The sequence below is a fragment of the Pseudomonas sp. AF32 genome, from assembly GCF_022342325.2.
Lineage (GTDB): Bacteria > Pseudomonadota > Gammaproteobacteria > Pseudomonadales > Pseudomonadaceae > Aquipseudomonas > Aquipseudomonas uvaldensis.
Map to the genome: position 1 here is coordinate 29,700 of NZ_RQJK02000010.1, position 20,401 is coordinate 50,100.

The 20,401-nt window shown below is 63.4% G+C and carries 11 protein-coding genes (1 of these 11 running past the window's edge); 7 read left to right on the forward strand and 4 right to left on the reverse strand.

Features of this window, described 5'->3' with window-relative positions; genetic code table 11:
• The 4 genes from EGM97_RS11370 to EGM97_RS11385 form a co-directional block, all read left to right on the forward strand.
• A protein-coding gene (locus tag EGM97_RS11370; RefSeq protein WP_477788804.1) for a non-ribosomal peptide synthase/polyketide synthase crosses the window boundary here: on the forward strand, positions 1 to 8,979 show its 3' portion. It extends 8,820 nt beyond the left edge of the window; the window shows 8,979 of its 17,799 coding nt (coding positions 8,821-17,799); its start codon lies beyond the left edge, outside the window; the stop codon is at positions 8,977 to 8,979.
• A gap of 58 nt (positions 8,980 to 9,037) precedes the next feature.
• Complete coding sequence (locus EGM97_RS11375; protein ID WP_238964709.1) at positions 9,038 to 10,405, forward strand: MFS transporter; 1,368 nt, start codon at positions 9,038 to 9,040, stop codon at positions 10,403 to 10,405.
• Positions 10,406 to 10,616: 211 nt separating this feature from the next.
• On the forward strand, positions 10,617 to 11,720 hold the full coding sequence (locus EGM97_RS11380) for a polyamine ABC transporter substrate-binding protein (RefSeq protein WP_238964708.1): 1,104 nt from the start codon (positions 10,617 to 10,619) through the stop codon (positions 11,718 to 11,720).
• A 141-nt stretch (positions 11,721 to 11,861) separates the two neighbouring features.
• Entirely contained in the window at positions 11,862 to 12,107 is a 246-nt protein-coding gene (locus tag EGM97_RS11385; RefSeq protein ID WP_238964707.1) for a hypothetical protein, read from the forward strand.
• Here the strand turns inward: EGM97_RS11385 and EGM97_RS11390 are convergent.
• From EGM97_RS11390 to EGM97_RS11405, 4 genes are read right to left on the reverse strand one after another with little or no spacing between them, the layout of a single operon-like run.
• Positions 12,104 to 12,952, reverse strand: a complete 849-nt coding sequence (locus EGM97_RS11390; RefSeq protein WP_238964706.1) for a hypothetical protein — start codon at positions 12,950 to 12,952, stop codon at positions 12,104 to 12,106. The genes EGM97_RS11385 and EGM97_RS11390 overlap by 4 nt on opposite strands.
• A 32-nt stretch (positions 12,953 to 12,984) precedes the next feature.
• Complete coding sequence (locus EGM97_RS11395) at positions 12,985 to 13,974, reverse strand: PAAR-like domain-containing protein (protein ID WP_238964705.1); 990 nt, start codon at positions 13,972 to 13,974, stop codon at positions 12,985 to 12,987.
• A 1-nt stretch (position 13,975) separates the two neighbouring features.
• On the reverse strand, positions 13,976 to 15,007 hold the full coding sequence (locus EGM97_RS11400) for a 3-oxoacyl-ACP synthase (protein WP_238964704.1): 1,032 nt from the start codon (positions 15,005 to 15,007) through the stop codon (positions 13,976 to 13,978).
• Positions 15,004 to 16,098, reverse strand: coding sequence for a DUF2169 family type VI secretion system accessory protein (locus EGM97_RS11405; RefSeq protein WP_238964703.1), 1,095 nt, complete (start codon positions 16,096 to 16,098; stop codon positions 15,004 to 15,006). The genes EGM97_RS11400 and EGM97_RS11405 overlap by 4 nt, the downstream gene beginning before the upstream one ends.
• Before the next feature lie 325 nt (positions 16,099 to 16,423).
• Here EGM97_RS11405 and EGM97_RS11410 point away from each other — a divergent pair, with 325 nt between their 5' ends.
• Genes EGM97_RS11410 through EGM97_RS11420 form a run of 3 tightly spaced genes read left to right on the forward strand, consistent with a single transcriptional unit; the run spans position 16,424 to position 20,386 of the window.
• Positions 16,424 to 18,625, forward strand: a complete 2,202-nt coding sequence (locus EGM97_RS11410) for a type VI secretion system Vgr family protein (protein ID WP_238964702.1) — start codon at positions 16,424 to 16,426, stop codon at positions 18,623 to 18,625.
• A gap of 16 nt (positions 18,626 to 18,641) precedes the next feature.
• The gene (locus tag EGM97_RS11415; protein ID WP_238964701.1) at positions 18,642 to 19,100 is read left to right on the forward strand and encodes a DUF6484 domain-containing protein; all 459 of its coding nucleotides are present in this window, start codon (positions 18,642 to 18,644) and stop codon (positions 19,098 to 19,100) included.
• A 23-nt stretch (positions 19,101 to 19,123) separates the two neighbouring features.
• Entirely contained in the window at positions 19,124 to 20,386 is a 1,263-nt protein-coding gene (locus EGM97_RS11420; RefSeq protein WP_238964700.1) for a TIGR02270 family protein, read from the forward strand.
• The last annotated feature ends 15 nt before the right edge of the window (positions 20,387 to 20,401 follow it).

Here is a 20,401-nt window from a genome sequence, read left to right on the forward strand (position 1 = left end):
TTGCCCGGGGCATTGGTGGAGCGGTTGTTCGCCGACAGCGCCGTGCGCCAGGTCAACAACCTCTACGGCCCGACCGAAACCACTGTCTATTCGACCTGGGTGTCGATGGACCGTGACCGAGGGTTCCAGCCGCACATCGGCCGCCCCATCGACAACACTCAGGTGCATGTTCTCGACGAAGCCATGCAACCCTTGCCAGTGGGCGTGCCGGGCGAGCTGTACATCGGCGGTGCCGGCGTCGGGCGCGGTTACCATCGCCGCCCGGAGCTGACCCGGGAGCGTTTCCTGGCCGACCCGTTCAGCAGCGACCCGACGGCGCGGCTGTACCGCACGGGCGACCTGGGCTTTTGGGATGCCGAGGGGCAGCTCCATTACCTGGGACGCAACGACTTCCAGGTCAAGATCCGTGGTTTTCGCATCGAATTGGGGGAAATCGAAGCGGCCTTGCTGGCCCTGCCCCAGGTCAGCGCCGCAGCGGTGCTGGCACTTGCGCGTGAGGGCCGCGAGCCGGCGTTGGTGGCCTACGCGGTGGCGGCCGCCGGTCATGAACCACTGGTTGCGACGGCCCTACGCGATGCCCTGGCCGAGGTTTTGCCGGGACACATGGTGCCGGCCCTGATCGTGCCGCTGGACAGCCTGCCGTTGACGCCCAACGGCAAACTCGACCGCGCGGCCTTGCCGCGCCCCGGCGAAGACGCCTGGAGCACCCAGACTTACGAGGCACCACGCGGAGAACAGGAAAGCCTCATGGCCGAAATCTGGTGCGACCTCCTGGGCGTGGCCCGGGTTGGCCGGCACGATGATTTCTTCGAGCTGGGCGGGCATTCGCTGCTGGCCGTGCAATGGGTTTCGCGGGTGCGCCAACGCCTGGGCCTTGAACTGCCCCTGGCCACCCTGTACGCGCACCCGAGCGTGGCCGGACTGGCACCGTTGCTGGTCAAAGCGGCACGCAGCACCCTGACGGGCATTCCCGTATTGCCGCAGACAGCGGCGCGGCCCTTGTCATTCGCCCAACAGCGTCTCTGGTTCATCGCACGCCTGGACGCCCAGGCCAGCGCTGCCTATCACATCAGCGGTGCCCTGCGCTTGGACGGCGAGCTGGACGAAAACGCCTTGCGCAATGCCCTGGCACGTATCGTCGAGCGCCACGCGGTGCTGCGCACGCGATTCATCGAGCAGGACGGCGAGGTCCGGCAAGTTATCGACCCCACCCCGCGCTGGGATTTCGAACGCGTGGAGCTGGCTAAAGCCGCCGACTTGCAGCCCGCCATGGCCCATGAAGCCGCCCGTCCCTTCGATTTGAGCGAGGGCCCATTGCTGCGGGTGTGGTTGGCGCGCCTGGGTGTCCATCGCCATGTGCTGCACGTGACTTTGCACCACATCATCGCTGACGGCTGGTCCATCGGCGTGCTGATCGACGAACTCTCGGTGCTGTACAAAGCTTTCCACGGCAACGTACCCGACTCGCTCGCGCCCCTGGCCATTCAATACGCCGACTACGCCGCCTGGCAGCGTCAATGGTTGGCCGGCGAGCGTGGTGCCAAGCAATTGGCCTATTGGCTCGAACACCTGCGCGAGGCCCCGGAACGGGTCGACCTGCCCACCGACCGCCCACGGCCGCCGCGCCAGGATTTCGCCGGTGCGCGCCTGGAGTTGGCTCTGGATGAGCCCACCGTTTCGCAGCTCAAAGCGCTGGGGCAGCGCCACGGTACGTCGTTGTACATGACGCTGCTGGCCGCCTGGGCCGTGGTGGTGGCACGCCTGTCCGGGCAGGCACGCGTGGTCATCGGTACCCCGGTCGCCAACCGCACTCGCAGCGAAGTGGAGCCGCTGATCGGCTTTTTCGTCAACACCCAGGCACTGTGCGTGGACCTGAGCGGCGAGCCGGACATCAGCCAGTTGCTGGCCCAGGTTCGCGAGCATGCGTTGCAGGCCCAAGCCCATCAGGACGTTCCGTTCGAGCACGTGGTCGAGGCGCTCAACCCGCCGCGTTCGTTGGCCCATACGCCGGTGTTCCAGCTGATGTTCGCCTGGCAGAACGCGCCCCGCAGCCGCCTGGACCTCGACGGCCTGAGCCTTACGCCCCTGGCCGGGGAGCAGACCACCGCGCCGTTCGATCTTTCCCTGGAGCTCTACGAAGCCGAGGGCCGGATCGTCGGTGGGTTCAACTACGCCTCGGCCCTGTATGACAGCGCCAGCGTCAGCCGGCATTGGTCTTATCTGGTCCAGGTGCTGCGTCAGTTCATCGCCGACGATCGCCAGGCGATCACACACCTGGCACTGGTCGACGCCGACGAACGCCAGCGCCTGCTGTACCAGCTCAACCCGGCGCCGACCCCATTCCCCGAGGCGAGCTGGGTGCACCGCCCCTTCGAGCGTCAAGCGCTGCTGCAGCCTGACGCCATCGCCGTTGAACTGCATGGGCGCGGCTTGAGCTATGGGGAACTGGACCGCCAGGCCAACCACTTGGCCTGGGCAATGATCGACCAGGGCGCAGGGCCCGGCCAACGAGTGGCCATCCACCTGCCCCGTAGCCTGGAAATGGTGCTGGCCCTGGTTGCCACGCTCAAGACCGGGGCGGCCTACGTGCCGCTCGACCCCGGTCAGCCGATTGCCCGTCGGCAAGGCATCATTGACGACTGCCAGCCCTGCCTGCTGCTGTGGGATGTCGAGCGGGTCGAGGCCTTGCAGACTGGCGAGGGCTGCCGCACGTTGTCCGTGCGTCTCTCGGCCACGGCGACACCCGTCCCCGCCGCACCACCGTTGGCGCAACCGAGCCCGGACGATCTGGCGTACGTCATGTACACCTCCGGTTCTACCGGCCTGCCCAAAGGCGTCGCCATGGGGCATCTGGCTCTGAGCAACCTGTTGACCTGGCAGGCCGGTCACGCGCTGCCTGGCGCCGCGCGCACCCTGCAATTCGCCGCGCTGGGCTTCGACGTGGCCTTTCAGGAGATGTTCTCCACCCTGGGCAGCGGCGGCACCTTGGTGCTGCTGGACGAAGCCCGGCGCCTTGACCTCGCCGCCCTGCCGCAGTGGCTCTGCGATAACCGCATCGAACGCCTGTTCCTGCCGTACATTGCCCTGGCGGCACTGGCCGAGCGCTGGAGCGAAGCACCGCTGGCGTTGCCGGCGCTGCGCGATGTAATCGTGGCCGGCGAGACCTTGCGCATTACCGCGGCGCTGCGCGCGTTTTTTCGCCAGCATCCCCAGGCACGCCTGCACAACCACTACGGTCCGACCGAAACCCATGTGGTCTGTGCCCATACCCTGGGCGATGACCCCGAGCAATGGGCCGACGTACCGGTGATCGGCCGTCCGATTGCCAATACCCAGGTGTGTCTGCTGGACGCTCATGGCCAATGGGTGCCCCAGGGCGCGGTGGGTGAGTTGCATGTGGCGGGCCTGGCCCTGGCCCAAGGCTATCTGAATCGACCGGACCTGACCGCTGAACGCTTCATTGACCACCCCCTCGACCAACACGGCGGAGCACGCCTCTACAAAACCGGTGACCTGGCGCGCTGGACTGTCGAAGGCACCTTGCAATACCTGGGACGCAACGACTCGCAGGTCAAGATCCGCGGTTATCGGGTCGAGCTCGCCGAGATAGAGAGTCGCCTAGATCAAGTGCCCGGCATCCGCGAATCGGTGGTCGTCGTGCAACAGGGCGAGCGTGGCGAACCCCGCCTGGTGGCCTACTTCAACGCGGCCCAAGCGCTGCCGCCACTGGCGCTGCGCAGCCAGTTGAGCGAACGTCTGCCGGAGTACATGGTGCCAGCCGCCTTCGTGCAACTGGCGAGCCTGCCGCTGACCGCCAATGGCAAGGTCGATCGCCTGCGCCTACCGGCCCCAACGCCTGAATCATTCGCCCAGATGCCCTACAGCGCGCCACGGGGCGAGCTGGAAGTCGGCCTGGCGGCGATCTGGAGTGAACTGCTTGGCGTCGAGCCGATTGGTCGAGAGGATGACTTTTTCGCCCTCGGTGGGCATTCGTTGCTGGCGTTGCGCTTGCTCGCTCAGGTCCGCCACCGGTTGGGCCTGGAAGTGCCGCTCTCGGCGGTCTTCGCCCAGCCACGCCTGCACGCCCTGGCCACGCTGCTTGGCAGTTCCGTCCACAGCCGTCAGGCCCCGTTGCCGGAGGCTGATCGCCGTCAGCCGCTGCCGCTGTCGTTCGCCCAGCAAAACCTCTGGCTGATCCAGCAACTCAATCCGGATTCGACAGCGGCCTTCAACATGCCGGCCGGTTTGCGCTTGCGCGGCCAGTTGGATGAAAGCGCCCTGCGCCGGGCCCTTGACCGCATCGTGGCGCGCCATGAAAGCCTGCGCACGCGCTTTGTCAGCCTGTCCGGACAAGCGCGACAAGTCATCGACCCGCCCGCCGCCTTGCCGCTGGTCAGCCTGGACCTGAGCACAGCCGGCGCGACGGAGTGGCAAGCCCATTGCGCCGAAGAAGCCGGTCGGCCCTTCGACCTCACCGACCAGTGGCCGGTCCGTGCCCGCCTGCTGCGCCTGGACGCCGACGACCACATCCTGCTGGTGACCGTGCACCACCTGGTCTCGGACGGCTGGTCCATGGGGGTGCTCACCGACGAGTTTTCCCAGCTCTACCGGGCCTTCAGCCAGGGCCGGGACGATCCATTGCCGGCACTGACGCACCAGTACGGCGACTACACCCTGTGGCAACGCCAATGGCTGCAAGGCGATGAACTGCAGCGCCAGCGTACCTATTGGACCGCGCACCTGGGCGCCGCACCGACCTGCGTCACCTTGCCCACTGACCGGCCACGCCCGCCGCGCCTGGATTACGCGGGTGCCAGCTTGCCGGTGCTCATCGACGCAGAGCTGACCCAGGGTCTCAAGACCTTGAGCCAGCGCCATAGCGTAACCTTGTACATGACCTTGCTGGCCGCCTGGTCCGTGGTGGTCAGTCGTTTCTCGGGCCAAGCCCAGGTGGTCATTGGCTCCCCCATCGCCAACCGCGCACGGGTCGAGCTGGAACCGCTGATCGGTTTCTTCGTCAACTTCCAGGCCCTGTGCATCGACCTGGACGAAGGGCCACGGGTCGACGCGCTGCTCGCCCAGGTCAGGGCGCACGCCCTCGCCGCCCAGGACCATCAGGACTTGCCCTTCGAGCAGGTCATCGAAGCACTCAACCCGCCGCGGTCACAGGCCCATAACGCGGTTTTCCAATTGATGCTGGCCTGGCAGAACGCGCCCCGTGGGGAGCTTGATCTGGGCAACGGTTTGCAGCTGGAAAGCGTTGGCGCGCCCGTGACCACGGCCAAGTTCGACCTGGCGCTGGACGTCCATGAGGTCGGCGGCGTGATCCAGGGCGGTTTCAATTACGCCACCGCGTTATTCGATGCCTCCACCGTGGCGCGCCATTGGCATGCCCTGCTGTCGGTGCTGCGGGCCATGGTCGCCGACGATCGACAAACCGTGACCACCATCGACTTGCTCAGCCGGGCCGAACGCCAGCAGTTGCTCGACGGTTTCAACCCCGTCGCTCCCCTGGAGCCGGCATCGGGCGAACGCCTGCACCAGCGTTTCGAGGCCCAGGCTGCGCGCCGAGGCGATGCCATTGCACTCCAGTACGGCACGCAGACCCTCAGTTATCGTGCCCTCAACCAACGCGCCAACCGCCTGGCTCATCGTCTTCGGGAGCTGGGTGTAGGCCCGGAAAGCCGCGTGGCGATCCACGCCGAGCGCGGCCTGGACATGCTCGTGGGCATCCTGGCGAGCCTCAAGGCCGGCGGCGCCTATGTGCCGCTGGACCCGGTCTATCCCGCGCAACGCTTGAACTTCATCCTTGGTGACAGCAACCCCCGAGTGGTACTGACCCTCGGGACACTTCCGCCAACGCTGCTGGTGCCTGCCGATTGCACGGCCCTGTCCCTGGACCCGCATTGCGGCAGCTGGGGCGAACAGTCCGGAACAGACCTGCCGGCCGATCCTCAGGCCAGCGATACCGACCTGGCGTACATCATCTACACCTCCGGCTCCACCGGCGTGCCCAAGGGCGTGATGGTCGAACACCGCGCGGTGCTAAGGTTGTTCAGCGCTACCGAAGGCTGGTTCGGGTTCAACGAGCGGGATGTCTGGACGCTGTTTCATTCCTTCGCGTTCGACTTCTCGGTCTGGGAAATCTGGGGCGCGCTGCTGCACGGCGGCCGGCTGGTGGTCGTGCCGTATTTGACCGCACGCAGTCCGCAGGATTTCTACGACCTGCTGGTAAACACCGGCGTCACGGTCCTCAACCAAACCCCCAGCGCCTTCTATGCCTGGATGAAGCAGACCCGCGCCGCGCCCCATCGCCTGCGCTGCATTGTGTTCGGTGGTGAAGCCCTCGACGGCGCGGCACTACGGCCCTGGTTCGCACGGCCGGACAGCCACCGTACACAACTGGTGAACATGTACGGCATCACCGAGACCACGGTGCACGTCACCTATCAAGCGATCGAAGCCGCCGACTGCAACACCGACACCGGGCTGGTGCCCATCGGCCGGCCGATCCCGGACCTGCGGATCTACTTGCTCGATGAACATGGCGAGTTGGTGCCCCAGGGCGTGGTCGGCGAGATCCACGTTGCCGGGCCCGGCCTTGCCCGGGGCTACCTGAACCGACCGGCCCTGGATGCCGAACGCTTCCTGCCAGCGCGGTTCGCCGGAAGTCGCGGCGAGCGGCTCTACAAGACCGGCGACCTGGCCCGCTGGACCGCCGACGGCCGGTTGCACTACCTGGGCCGTAACGACCAACAGGTCAAAGTGCGCGGCTTTCGCATCGAGCTGGGGGAAATCGAAGCGCGACTCGTGGCGTTGGACGGCGTGCGTTCGGCCGTGGTGCTGGCACGCCAGGACGAGCCAGGCGATCCGCGGCTGGTCGCCTACCTGCTGGCCGAGCCGGGTGGCGACCTGGAACCGGGGACGCTGCGCGCTGCCCTGGCCGAACAACTGCCAGCGCACATGCTGCCCGGCGCCTATGTCCAGTTGCAAGAATGGCCGCTGACGGCCAACGGCAAACTGGATCGACGTGCCTTGCCGGCGCCGGACCGTCAGGCTCTGCAGCAACGTCCCTACACGCCCCCGCACGGTGCCACGGAAACCTGTCTGGCGCAGCTGTGGTCGCAGTTGCTAGGGGTTGAGCAGGTCGGCCGTGAAGACAACTTCTTTGCCCTCGGCGGACATTCGTTGCTGCTGGTGCAACTGCTCGACGGCCTGCGCGCACAAGGCCTGGACGTGACCGTGGGTGCGCTGTTCAACGCCGAGAACCTGGCAGCACTGGCCCGTCAGGTGGTGACCCGGGACGCCGCTGAGGCCCAGGGCCTGTTGTGTATTCGCACGGGCGGCGGCCGCCAGCCACCACTGTTCTTCATCCACGAGGGCACCGGTGAGGCGCTGCCGTATGAACGGCTGGCCCGTCACCTGGACCCGGAACTCGGTCTCTACGCCGTGCAGGCCGCAGCCGAGCTGGAAGACGGTATCGACAACCCGACCCTCGCCAAGCGCTACATCACGCTGTTGCGCACTGTTCAGCCCGACGGTCCTTATCGGCTGGCGGGCTGGTCGGCCGGCGGTGTGCTGGCCTATGAAATGGCGCGTCAACTGCTGGGCGAGGACGAGCAAGTGGCGTTTCTCGGACTGATCGACAGCAGTCAACCAGGGGCACTGCGGGCACCGGTGTTGCCCTTCAGCCTCGACGAAAGTGATCTGCGCCAGCAGTTGCTTGGCTATCTGGCCACCCAACAGGTCGATGAGGATAGGCAGGTGCCATGGCACCGCGGCCTGGACCTCGACGCCGTGCTCGCCACGGCGCGCAGCCGAGGTTGGTTGCCGCCCGCCTTCGATCGCCCGGCACTGATCCGCCGTGCGCGCCTGAACCTGACCTTGCGCAACGCCATGGTTCGCTACCGGCCGGCGCCACTGGGCTTGCCTGTGCATCTATTCAGCGCGGCTTCGGCGCGTCCCGAGTTGACCGGCGCCCGCGACCTGGGTGCCGACTGGCGAGCGCTGCTGGGCGCGAACTTGATGGAACAGCGAATCGCAGGCGATCACTGGTCGATCATGCGCGATCCGAACCATCTGCAAGGTCTGGCGGCCGCCCTGGAACGGGCGCTGGACCAAAGCGAGTCGCATCCGCTCAAACCTGCCGCCAGCCGGTCCAGCCTGACCTTGCAAACCGGTTCGCCCAATGCGCCGTGCCTGTTCATGGTGCCGGGCGCAGGCGCCAACGTGAGCAGTTTCGTGCCTTTGGTGCGCCAGTTGGATGGGCGGTTGACGGTGATCGGGCTGCAAGCCCGTGGCCTCGATGGCCGCAGCGAACCCCATGGGTCGGTGCAGGCGGCGGCCCGCGCCTACGTGCGGGAAATCCGTGCCCAAGTGCCACAGGGCCCCTACTACCTGCTGGGGCATTCGTTCGGCGGCTGGTTGGCCTTTGAAATCGCCCGTCAGTTGCAGGCGAGCGGTGCGCAGGTGGCACCGGTGCTGCTGATCGACAGTCGTGTACCGGGCAAGCGCATGGCCCGTGACGCCCGCGAGGCCTTGGGGCGCTACGTAGCGTTGCTGGAACTCGACGCCGGATGCAGCCTGGAGCTTGACTTGGACACCCTGGCGAATCAGGAGCCGGAAGCACAATGCGCCACGTTGCTGGAGCGGATGCAGGCTGTCGGCCTGATGCCGGCACAGGCCAAGCCCACGTCGCTGCTCGGCCCGCTGCGGGTGTTCCAGGCCAACCTGGCGACCGACTACCAGCCGACGCCGGCCTACCCAGGCCCCGTGGTACTGCTGCAGGCCGAGCACGGCCGTGAACCACCCACTTCGGTCGAACAGCACTGGGATGCCTTCGCCCTGGACTGCCAGCGGTGCGTGATCGCCGACTGCGACCACCTGTCGATCCTCAAGGCACGTGCGGCCCCCACCCTGGCCGCTCACCTGCGCCACCACTGGCCCGCGCTGGAGGCGCCGTTATCCGATGAAGATTGACACAGGTGCTCCCCGAACCGGGCGCGAGCTTACTCGCAGAGCCAGTACTCAGCCGTCAATGACGTCGACTGAGCCGGCGCCATCGCGATCGGGCTCGCTCCCACAAGGGGCCCGGGCGGCCAGGCCCTGGCTGTGGGCCTGGCTCGGCCAGGTCGCTTCGACCCTGGGATCGGCTCTCGCGGCTTTCAGCCTGGGCATCTGGTTGTTGCAGCAACAGGCCAGTGTCACCGACTACGCCTGGGTCATCGCCTTGTCGGCGTTGCCTGGCCTGCTCCTGGCACCGCTGGCCGGCTGGCTGGTGGACCGTTGCGAGGCGCGGGCGATTTTGCTCGGTGTCGAAGGCTGCAGTGGACTCGCCGCGCTGGTGTTGTGGTGGTTGTTCGACCAGGGTGCATTGGATCGCGGCCAGGTGTATGCCTTCGCCGCGATCAACTCCAGTGCGCTGGTGGTGCGCATGCTGGTCTGCCAGGCGGCGATCCCGCGCTTGCTGCACAGCCCTCGCGCCATCGGACGGGCCAACGGCCTGATGCAACTGATGGTTGGCTTGCCGCAGCTGCTCGCGCCGACCCTGGCGGCATTGCTGCTGGGCGCTTTCGGCGTTCCCGGAGTGCTGTTGTTGGATGTGGGCACGGTGCTGTTTTCCGCGGGCATCCTGATTTGGCTGGCGCTGGTCGCTTCGGCGCTGCGCGTCACTGGCACCGGCCGCGCCGCATCCACCGTTGGCGTGCCGAGTGTACTGGCAGTGCTGCGTGCCCGTCCGGCATTGTGGGCACTGTTGGGCTACCTGGCGCTGAAACACCTGATGCTCGGCCTGGCCTCGGCGCTGTTATCGCCGTTGGTGATGGAGCGCCATTCAGTGCTGGTGCTGGGCACTGTGATGACCTGCGGCGGCCTGGGCATGCTCGCCGGCTCGTTGTGGGTGGTGGCCAGGCCACCCGCCCGGCTGATCCGCACTGTATTGCTCGCGGATCTGTTGCTGGGCGCCAGCGTGCTAGGCATCGGCATCAGCGACTCCCCGCTGCTGCTGTACGCAGCGGCTTTCGTTGCGTTTGGCTGCTTCTCGCTGAGCACCAGCAGCGACCAGAGCTTCTGGCAGCGCAGCCTGCCGGCCGAAGTGCTGGGACGCGTCCTGTCGACGCGGCAGATGGTTTGCCTGCTGGCGATGCCGATCGGTGCCTTGGGCGCCGGCACCCTGGCGGACACTTGGGCGATCCCGCTGTTGAGCGCCCCCGGCGCTTGGCAGACCACACTCGCCCCGGTACTGGGCAGCGGCAAGATCGGCGGGTTGAGCTTGCTGTTTGCCATCGCCGGGCTTCTGTATGTGCTGCTGGCTTGTCTCGGTCTGCTGATCAAGCCGCTACGACGGCTGGCACCGGGATGGACGGGAGCACCTGCGCCGTTTGCGCCAGACGTCGAACCTTGTTGAATCTGTTGCTCTCCGGAGCGGCATGGCTCCATGAGAGCGCGCTACTCAAGGCGCAGATTGACTGGGTGCCTTTGGTGATGCGGGCTGTGCGCTCTACACGGGAGGACTTTTGGCAGTGTATTCGTAGGTATTTACTCTCCGTCAATGCCCGGTATATTCGCTACCGGGTTACGAGGACCATGAGGGGCCTCGTCTTGACAAGGATAGTTGTATGAGCAAGTCGCGCCTGCGCAGCATATTTTCAGCCTCGCTTCTTTGTATCGGGATAAGCACCTCGGTGGGAGCTGTGGAACCCGGCATGCATCTGTACAACTGGTTTGGGTTTATCGCCCCCCAGACCCCGAAGGAGTTCGAGCAGGAAACCGGCACCCGCTTCCACATGGATGCATTTGACAGTGCCGAAATCATGCAGAGCAAGGTGATGGCTGGCCGCACGGGATACGACGTGGTTGTCGCCACCTCCAATGTCTTGCCAAGTCTGATCCAGGCCGGGGTGCTCCAGCCGCTGGATCGGAATCAGCTCGGCAATTTATCCCATGTCGATCCGGACATCTTGTCCCAACTTGCCGTCAACGATCCTGGTAATCGTTACGCCGTACCCTATCTCTGGGGCACCACGGGCATCGGCTATGACGTCGATAAAGTCAAAGCCGCACTGGGCGACGATGCTCCGGTCGACAGCTGGGACCTGATATTCAAAGAAGAGAACATCAGTAAACTGAAGTCCTGTGGCGTGGCGATGCTCGATTCGCCCAGCGAAATCATTTCGATTGCTTTGCATTATCTGGGGCTGCCGAGCAACAGCAAAAATCCGGATGACTACAAGAAGGCCCAGGCGCTGCTGTTGAAAATCCGTCCTTACGTGCTTTATTTCGACTCATCCCGAATTGACGCTGACCTCGCCGACGGCAATATCTGTGCGGTAGTGGGATGGGCCAATGGTGCTCTGGCTGCGCAGGCCATCAACGAGAAAAACCAAACCGGGCGCAAGATCGCCTACAGCCTCCCTCGCGAGGGAGCACTGGTCTGGTCGGAAAATCTGGTTTTATTGAAAGACGCTCCCCATCCGAAGGAAGGCATGGCGTTTATCAATTACATGCTGCGCCCTGAAATCATCGCAAAGACTTCAAATCACACGCTGTATCCCAACGCCAACAAAGACGCCACTGAGTTTGTCGAGCAACAATTACGTGACAACCCCTGGATTTATCCAGACAAGAAAACAGTTGCTTCACTTGTCCCTCTGGAGCCGTTGCCCCTGGCCTTGGAACGAATTCGCACCCGCGTCTGGACCAACGTGAAGAGCGGCATTTAAACCGCTGGCTTGCCCGGCGCTCAATTGGACAGGCGAGTCGCCCCCGGCCTGAGGGGCTGTTTGACGTAATTAAAACTGCATAGGGAAGGACAGTCCTCACTAAACAGGACTGTCCTAGAGGTCTTAGGAAGGGACAAAATCATGTGCCAAGGCGATTATCAAGCCAGCCTGAACTCGGACGAAAGCAAAGCCTACAACGAGATTGAAGAACAAATTATTCATTGCACGCCCGAACAAGCGTGGGCGATGTATTCCATCTCGACCGGGGTGGTGCGATTGAACATCTCCCAGGCAGTTAAAAAACTCATCATCGGCGGGAACAAGGCATTGCTGGAGGAGTTTCCCGAATTTGCCCCGGCCGGAAAGGCAGATCACCAGGCAAATTAGCGTGGATTTTCCTGATCCGGAATACGATGCCCGAAGAAATAACGAACACCACTTTCGAACCTACTGGCATGGGGGTCTTCGAGAAAGGCTTCCAGAAGGGCTGACGCCTGCATCGGTCTGAACACCCGATCATGATAAAAAGAAGAGCAGTCGATGCCGGTCGCACACTCGAAGCGCCGGCGCAGTTCGAATGGAAAACAAGGTTCTCGCAGGCGCCGCAAAATCCGCTGGGCCAGGCCAATCACACTCAGCGGTTCACCGCCGTCCACACAGACCTGGTCCGTACCGAATCTACCTGCCAGTTCGGCGCATCTGTTGAGCACCGCGTTGCGATAGCTTTCCAGTGAATCATAGTCCTGGTGGTCGCAGAGTTCGTACCCCGTCTCCAGACAACCCGAGAGATGCACTGGCAGGATCTCGGCATCGCTGATGGTCGCGACCCGTTCGAATGCAGCCAGAACAATGGGCATATCGGCCAGCTTTCCGCGCCGCGTGAGCACTGCGCCCCAGGCCAGTGTGAGCTCAAGCCCCACTTCTTCGGATGCCAGTCGTGTTGCGAGACTGTCGACGGTAGACGTCGGTCCGGCATCGCCCAGCAGCTCCGCGCACAGGCGTCGGTTGACCGGATGGGTGTCGCCGCTGCCCAATTCGACGAGCCCTGGCAGTAGGCTGAAATCGCCAAGCTTTGCCCGCCTCAGGGCCTCCAGCCATTGAAAGTAGTCACCCTCCTGCGGCAACCGCCCGACTTCCCTTCCGGGAGGCATGGTCACGACGTCAGGGTAAGCAAAATACCCCCGCCCTTGCCAGTCGACCATTTCGGGGTTTCCGTAACGACTCCAGTCCATTGTCATTCCTCATAGTCGTCGCTTGCGCCGGTTCAGGCTTTTGAGGCCAATGACTGCAGCGTACCAAAACGCTTATCCAGACTTCGACATACAGGACACAAGTCGCCGTTTTTCTCAAGATTCCCTTCTCCGACGGGACAGCCGCCGGCCGCAGCCTTGGGAACCAGGTGATTGACTTGCCGCTCGTCCTGAATCTCGGCCTGCACCGGTGCGCGACCCAGCTTCGGCGTCAGATTCGCGATCACTTGCGCTTCGCTCGGTACATTGAAAACCCCTTGGTACGTGTCACGCAGGCTGTTCCAGGCACTTTTGTTCGCCTGCCGCTCCGCTGGCGTCACGGGTCGCCTGAAGACGTTGCAAGGCGCAGACGGAACGAGCCGGCTGCTGCAAGTGCAAGGAGGCGTCGCCGTCTTGCGATTGTTCACGTCGTTCATCAGGGCGGTGTAGGTAGCCGCATGGGGGGCCACATTGCCGGCAGAATCTTTCATGTACCAATCATCCATCGTCATCGGTTTGCCGGCTGAATGACGAGGCCCGTTGCAACAAGCGCATGTGTACGGTCTTTCATCCTCCAGTTCGCCCCACCCCACTGCTTCAAGATTCGGATTGGGCGCCCCCACACCAGGCGCGCTGGCATGATTGCTGGTGGTGATGTCGCAGTGTCGGCAGACATACTTGCCCTCAATCTGAACGTCCATTGACCAGGCCTGGAAATAGGTCTTGCCGGTAATCTGGTGCGTGATCACCGACATTCCCCAGGCCCGGGTTGCCGCTTCGTCGCCGAGCATGGAAGGCTGGTAATAGGACTGTTGTGACAACGCTGCCGGCTTGCGTTGCAGCATGACCGTCCTGGAGCCCTGTTTGAGTGTCGACGAGAAGGAGGTGTCCGGATAAGGAATCGGAATCGGCCCGGCCGGTGGCCCTGGCGGCGAAAGACAGACATCGGGAAACGAGGCGATCACTTTGCCCATCCCGGCTTTTCCGGCAATCTCGTTGCTGTTGGCATAAACCTCGTGCGACATGTCAGCGCTCCCTCACTGTGCCACTGATAACGGCTGCTGCCCGTGCACCGTTCGCTGATGAGCTGTGTACCAGCGCAATCGGACCAGGGGCATAGCCACGCGCAAACGCTTGTTCAAGCCAGGCGATTTGTATCGCTCCCAGCGCGGCTCCACAGTCGCCAACATAGCTCGCCGGATGCCACAGATCCTGGCTCGGGCGGGTTTGCCGCATCAGGCGAGACTGGACCAGCGCCAGGTCCTCGAACCCATAGGCTTCGCCCGACACATCGCTCAAACGCCAAGCGACGTCGTGCATGGCAACGCCGGCTTGTGCGAGGGCCGCTGCGACGGCTGTCGTCATCCCCAGGCCCAGTTGTGGATCGTCATTGAGCACCGTGGCGGCATCGTTGCCAGTCCCCACGCCACGAACGACCAAGGGCGCCGCATTCATCGGCTTTCGACTGACGAGTAGCACCGCAGCGCCTTCACCCGGTATCACGCCATCTGAGCGTAGCGTGGTCTTGAGCCGACCGCTCTGCTCCAACCAGAGCAAGCAGCGGGGATCCGCGAGAGAGTCGACCGCCACGATCAGGCAGGCGTCACGGTCGGCCTGGTCCATGGCCCGCCCCGCCAGACTCAACGCTTCGATGCTTGCAACATGTCCAAGAGCCACGTGGGCAGCGCCTTTACGCTGCAGCAGCTCTCCCAATCGCGCCTCGACTTGCGTCACGATGCCGTCAATCCGTGAGCCAGGCCTTTGCGGCTCGGATGTGCAGAGAAGCAGCGGCAGCTCGCCCAGATCTGTGCGGCCCGCCAATGCGGCACGGCTTTGACACAGTACCTGAACCAGCATTTCGACAAGCCGTGCACGCCCGTGCAGATCCTCCGCCACCGTTGGCACTCTCGCGCCAATGATCGGTTCCAAGCCATCTTCGACCCACGGCAACTCATCGAAGCCGCTGATCCCCGCCCGCATTGCTGCAGCCGCCGCCGCGGGTGTCAGGCCAACCGCGCATACCAATCCCAGGCAAGACACGTAGACGGGCTGCGTCATGTCTTCGCCTCCCCATGTCCCAATGAGGTGACCAGGTCTGACAGGCTGGCGAAATGCGGTTTACCGTGCAGGTCCGTATAACGGCGCTTGCCGACCTGTATTTCTCGCAGTTGCGCCAGTTTGCGAGGCAGCGCTACCGATGTCCTGCCGAGTAACGTAAGCCGGGCACAACCAGGCTCGAGGATAACGGTGTCGGCGTTGATGACCGCCTGTACCTGGCGATTTTCGAAGAGGAAGGTGATCGGGATGTCGAAGGCCGGCGTCTGAGCCACGAATGCCCCGCCCGGACTCATATTGGCACAGGTGAAGCGTGTGCCAGCCTCCAGACGATCCAACTGCTGGTCGAGCGGCGCCGCCTGGAAATAACGAACGTCGAAGTTTTCCGGCAAAAAGGGGCGGCGTGTCTCGAACCAGTGTCGGTCGTATGTCCCGGCGAAGCCGATACGCGGCTGCCAGCCCCGGCCGACGGGCGCAAAACCAATGGGTTGCGGCTTATCCGCCCAGGCCCCCGTCAGATCGTCGTGGCGTTCCACGTTTGGCAACCGCGTATTGAGGATGCTGTCGTCCCGGTCATTCAGATGGAAACCAACACCGGTGGGATTACGCAGATCGCTGCCACGTTTTTTCTCATCGTCATGGGATAGATCGCTGCCGCCAAAAGCACGATCCCAGCAAAGCGGTATCGAGGTGAAGGGCGACGGCGGCGACGCGATGATGCCCGTCACACCGAGCGTCCAAACGCGATCGCCACTCACCACTGCACGCTTATGGATACCCGCACCCGCGAAGCCAACCTGTAACCGGGTCACGGGTTCACCCTTCGGGGAAACGGCCGAAGCGTGAACCAACACATCGACGCGTGGCTTCACCGGCGCGAAGTCAGTCTCGAAACGGACCGATGTCGTACCAGGATCGCCGTGGTGCTGGTCGCCATAGACAAAGGGGACCTGCTCCGACGCCGGCACGCAGCAACCCTGATCGTCGACATCAAAGGTCGCCCTGACAACCACAACGCAGTGTTTCTGTCCGTTTTGATCTGTTGAAACAAAGCGTTCGGCGAGAAACGGGGTGGTATTGCTGGTGATCTGCATAGTGCTTGTCTGGTGACTCGTGCACATAGCCTGGCAACAATCCCGAGGGACATGCACACCCTGCCGTGGCGCTACGAGCCACACCTCCCTGTCCTTGGCACACCTGCGTTGTTTTACTGAAACGATAGCATGCTGCTGGCTTGGCGCTTGGCTCGGCTCTTTGCCCATGAGGCGAGTAACACCCCCCGCCATTCCCGTCTACGCTTGCTGAACGAGGCTAGAGCGCCGAATAGACCGATAGGGAGATCAACCGGTGATGGATAGACAGCGCCATGCAGTCAAGACGGCCCACTGACGTCCGAACCCGAGCCAGAGGACGCCGTTGATGCCAATCACGCAGAACAACCGCCTGGTGCAGATCGACAGCCCACTCGGTGGCGATGTCTTGTTGCTGCAAACCATGGAAGGCAGTGAAGAATTAGGCCGGTGTTTTCACTACGAACTGGATCTGACCTCCGAAGACCGGGCGATCACGTTCGATCAGTTGCTGGGCAAGCCCATGGGCTTGACCCTGGAGCTGTACGAAGGCGGTAAACGCTATTTCCACGGGATTGTCTGCAGTTGCCGCCAGTTGGCCGGACGCGGTCAGTTTGCCGGTTACCGTGTCGTGCTGCGCCCCTGGTTCTGGTTGCTCACGCGTACGTCGGATTGCCGGATTTTCCAGAACAAGACGGTGCCGGACATCATCAAGCAAGTGTTCCGCGACCTCGGTTTCTCGGATTTCGAAGACAGTCTGAGCAGCAGTTATCGCGAGTGGGAATACTGCGTGCAATACCGCGAAACCAGCTTCGATTTCGTCAGCCGGTTGATGGAACAGGAAGGCATCTATTATTTCTTCCGGCATGAACAGGGGCGCCATGTACTGGTGCTGGCCGATGCCTATGGGGCACATACCACGGTGCCGGACTACGACAGCGTGCCCTTCTATCCGCCCGACCGGCAAATGCGCGAACGGGATCATTTCTACGAGTGGCAACTGGCACGAGAAGTACAACCCGGTTCGCTGGCGTTGAACGACTATGACTTCGAGCGTCCTCGCGCCAGCCTTGAGGTGCGCTCCAGTGTCATGCGCAGCCACAGCAACGGCGACTATCCGCTCTATGACTATCCCGGTGAATACCTGCAGAGCCATGACGGCGAGCATTACGCCCGTACCCGCATCGAAGCCATCCACAGTCAATTCGAACGGGTGCAGTTGCGCGGTCTCGCTCGCGGGCTGGGCTCCGGTCACTTGTTCGCGCTGACGGGTTACGAGCGGGCAGACCAGAATCGCGAATACCTGGTGGTGGTCGCCCGCTATCAGATCCGCCAGGACCCCTATGAAAGCGGGCAGTCGGACCTGGCCGAACAGTTCGTCAGCGAGTTGGACTGCATGGACGCTCATCAGGTCTACCGCCCTCTCCCGCTGACGCCCATGCCCATCGTCCGCGGGCCACAGACGGCCGTGGTGGTGGGGCCCAGTGGCGAAGAAATCTGGACCGACCAATATGGCCGGGTCAAAGTGCATTTCCACTGGGATCGCCATGACCAATCCAACGAGAACAGCTCCTGCTGGATTCGCGTGTCCCAGGCCTGGGCCGGCAAGAACTGGGGTTCGGTGCAGATTCCACGGATCGGCCAGGAAGTGATCGTCAGTTTCCTGGAAGGCGATCCGGACCGGCCGATCATCACGGGCCGTGTCTATAACGCCGAGCAGACCGTGCCCTACGGGCTGCCAGCCAATGCCACCCAGAGTGGCGTGAAAAGCCGTTCAAGCAAGGGCGGTTCACCGGCCAATTTCAACGAGATCCGCATGGAGGACAAAAAAGGCGCGGAGCAACTGTTCATCCATGCCGAGAAGAACCAGGACATCGAGGTCGAGAACGACGAAACCCACTGGGTCGGCCATGACCGCAACAAGACCATCGACAACGACGAGATCGTGCACGTCAAACACGACCGCACGGAGACCGTGGACAACAACGAAACCATCACCATCGGCGTGAACCGTACCGAGGAGGTGGGCAACAACGAAAAAATCACCATCGGCGTCAATCGCACCGAGAAAGTCGGCAGCAACGAGACCATCACCATCGGTGCAGACCGCACGGAAAAGGTCGTTGCCAACGAATCCATCAGCATCGGCGGCAACCGCAGCGAGGACGTGGGTGGAAACGAGACGATCGATATTTCCGGTAACCGCAATGAAACGGTCAAAGGCAACGAAGGCATCGAGATCAGCGGCAACCAGAGCACCGATATCAACGGTAACCACAGCACCCGGATCGGCCAGAACGAATCCCGTGACGTTGCCCAGAACCGCAGCACCGATATCAAGCAGAACGACAGCCTGGACGTCGGCAAGCATTTCTCCCTCACCGCCGGCGACTCGATCACGCTGACCACGGGGGCCGCCAGCATCACCATGAAAAAGGACGGCACCATCATGATCAGCGGCAAGAACATCACCCTCGACGGCTCCGGGACCATCAACATCAAGGCTAACAGGAATGTTGTCGTCAAAGGCCAGAAGATCCTGCAGAACTAGCCATGGAGTGGCCGCTATGACCGTTGAATATCATCTTTGCGCCACCCCCACCTCGGCGCCGGTGCGCGTGGACGGCGTTGTGATTGGTGTCTTGCTGGACGTGCCACAGGTGGACGCGCCAGTGGTGGCATTTCCGGGCTGCCCCGGTGAAACGGGCCTCGCCGCACGCACCACCACCCCCCTGACCCGCGAAGACATCGGCGTCCAGATCGCGTTGATGTTCGAGGCAGGCGACCCGGCACGGCCGCTGGTGATCGGCCGCATCCAGCGTCTGGAAGAACCCACGGCACCTGCGTTCGCCCACCTGGACGGCGAGCGCCTGGAGTTCAGCGCCAAACGGGAAATCATCCTGCGGTGCGGCAAGGCCAGCATCACCCTGACCCGCGAGGGCAAAGTGATTATCCAAGGCGCCTACCTTTCCAGCCGCTCCAGCGGGGTCAACCGCATCAAGGGCGGTTCGGTGCAGATCAACTAGGCGCTGTACGAGAAGCCTGCCTCATGAACAACTCGCTGTTCCCGATCATCGAGCAGCACGCCGAAGAAGCCAGCTTCCTGGCCAACCTGCGCGACTACGCCCTGCGCGCACCGCACTACGATATCGAACACCTCAGTGCACTCGACAACCGTCTTGACGCTCACCTCGACGGGTTGCGCATCGCCGCCGATGATGGCCTGGAAGCGCTCCTGAGCCAGCTAGGACCCCATGGGGTCGGCGAGATGTTTGCCTGTGCGGTGTTGGCTTTCGAGTCGGCCAATGGGAAAGTGTTATCCCGGCTGAGCGAACACCTGCGAAGCGCCGCAGAAACTGAGCGCGGTTATCGAATGGCCTTGGGATGGCTCGACTGGGAACGACTGTCGCCCTGGATCGAGCGGATGCTCGCCGCGCCTGAGCCAATGTTTCGGCGCCTCGGCCTGGCCGCCTGCGGCATGCATCGGCACGATCCCGGCCCTGCCCTGATCGGCGGACTTTGCGACACGGACCCAAGCGTGCTGGCCCGTGCTGCCCGTACCGCCGGCGAGTTGCGCCGGCACGACGTGCTACCGAACATCCGCGGCCACTGCCAGCACACGGATACCGCCACCCGTTTCTGGGCCAACTGGGCCGCGGCCCAGTTGGGCGACCAGCAGGCCTTGGAACCCTTGCGCCAATTCGCCGAACAGCCGGGCGAGTTTCAATACCGCGCCCTTGGCGTGTTACTGGCGTGGCAGGAGCGCGAGCCCAGCATCGCCTGGATACGCCAATGGGTACAGGATCCCAGGCATCGACACATCGGCATCCAGGCCCTTGGATTACTGGGAGACCCGGTCTGCGTGCCCTGGTTGATCCAACACATGAGCGACTTGCCTTACGCCCGCGTCGCCGGCGAAGCCTTCAGCCTCATCACGGGGGCTGACCTGACGCTCCTCGACCTCGAATTGCAGGACCTGCCGGATTTCGATGCAGGTCCGAACGACAATCCCGCCGACCCGAACGTTGCCATGGACCCCGATGAAAGCCTGCCCTGGCCCGATCCACGGTCAGTCGAAGCCTGGTGGCACGCCAACGGTGGACAGTTGCAGATGGGCACTCGCTACCTGCTCGGATCGGCCCACAATGAACACACGTTCGAGCGGGTCCTGATGAGCGGCCAGCAATGCCAGCGTATCGCCGCCGCTTGCGGTCTTGCCCGCTTTCGGCCGAATGAGGTGCTTTTTCCCACCAGTGCGCCGACCTGGCGGCAAAAGCGGTTGTTGGGTATGACGGCGCCATTCGGCCGTTGATCAGTGGGGACAGAA

Bases quoted from the DNA above. Each gene is read 5' to 3' on its own strand.
- EGM97_RS11375 (WP_238964709.1), top strand. From the start codon at position 9,038: ATGACGTCGACTGAGCCGGCGCCATCGCGATCGGGCTCGCTCCCACAA.
- EGM97_RS11380 (WP_238964708.1), top strand. From the start codon at position 10,617: ATGAGCAAGTCGCGCCTGCGCAGCATATTTTCAGCCTCGCTTCTTTGT.
- EGM97_RS11385 (WP_238964707.1), top strand. From the start codon at position 11,862: ATGTGCCAAGGCGATTATCAAGCCAGCCTGAACTCGGACGAAAGCAAA.
- EGM97_RS11390 (WP_238964706.1), bottom strand. From the start codon at position 12,952: ATGGACTGGAGTCGTTACGGAAACCCCGAAATGGTCGACTGGCAAGGG.
- EGM97_RS11395 (WP_238964705.1), bottom strand. From the start codon at position 13,974: ATGTCGCACGAGGTTTATGCCAACAGCAACGAGATTGCCGGAAAAGCC.
- EGM97_RS11400 (WP_238964704.1), bottom strand. From the start codon at position 15,007: ATGACGCAGCCCGTCTACGTGTCTTGCCTGGGATTGGTATGCGCGGTT.
- EGM97_RS11405 (WP_238964703.1), bottom strand. From the start codon at position 16,098: ATGCAGATCACCAGCAATACCACCCCGTTTCTCGCCGAACGCTTTGTT.
- EGM97_RS11410 (WP_238964702.1), top strand. From the start codon at position 16,424: ATGCCAATCACGCAGAACAACCGCCTGGTGCAGATCGACAGCCCACTC.
- EGM97_RS11415 (WP_238964701.1), top strand. From the start codon at position 18,642: ATGACCGTTGAATATCATCTTTGCGCCACCCCCACCTCGGCGCCGGTG.
- EGM97_RS11420 (WP_238964700.1), top strand. From the start codon at position 19,124: ATGAACAACTCGCTGTTCCCGATCATCGAGCAGCACGCCGAAGAAGCC.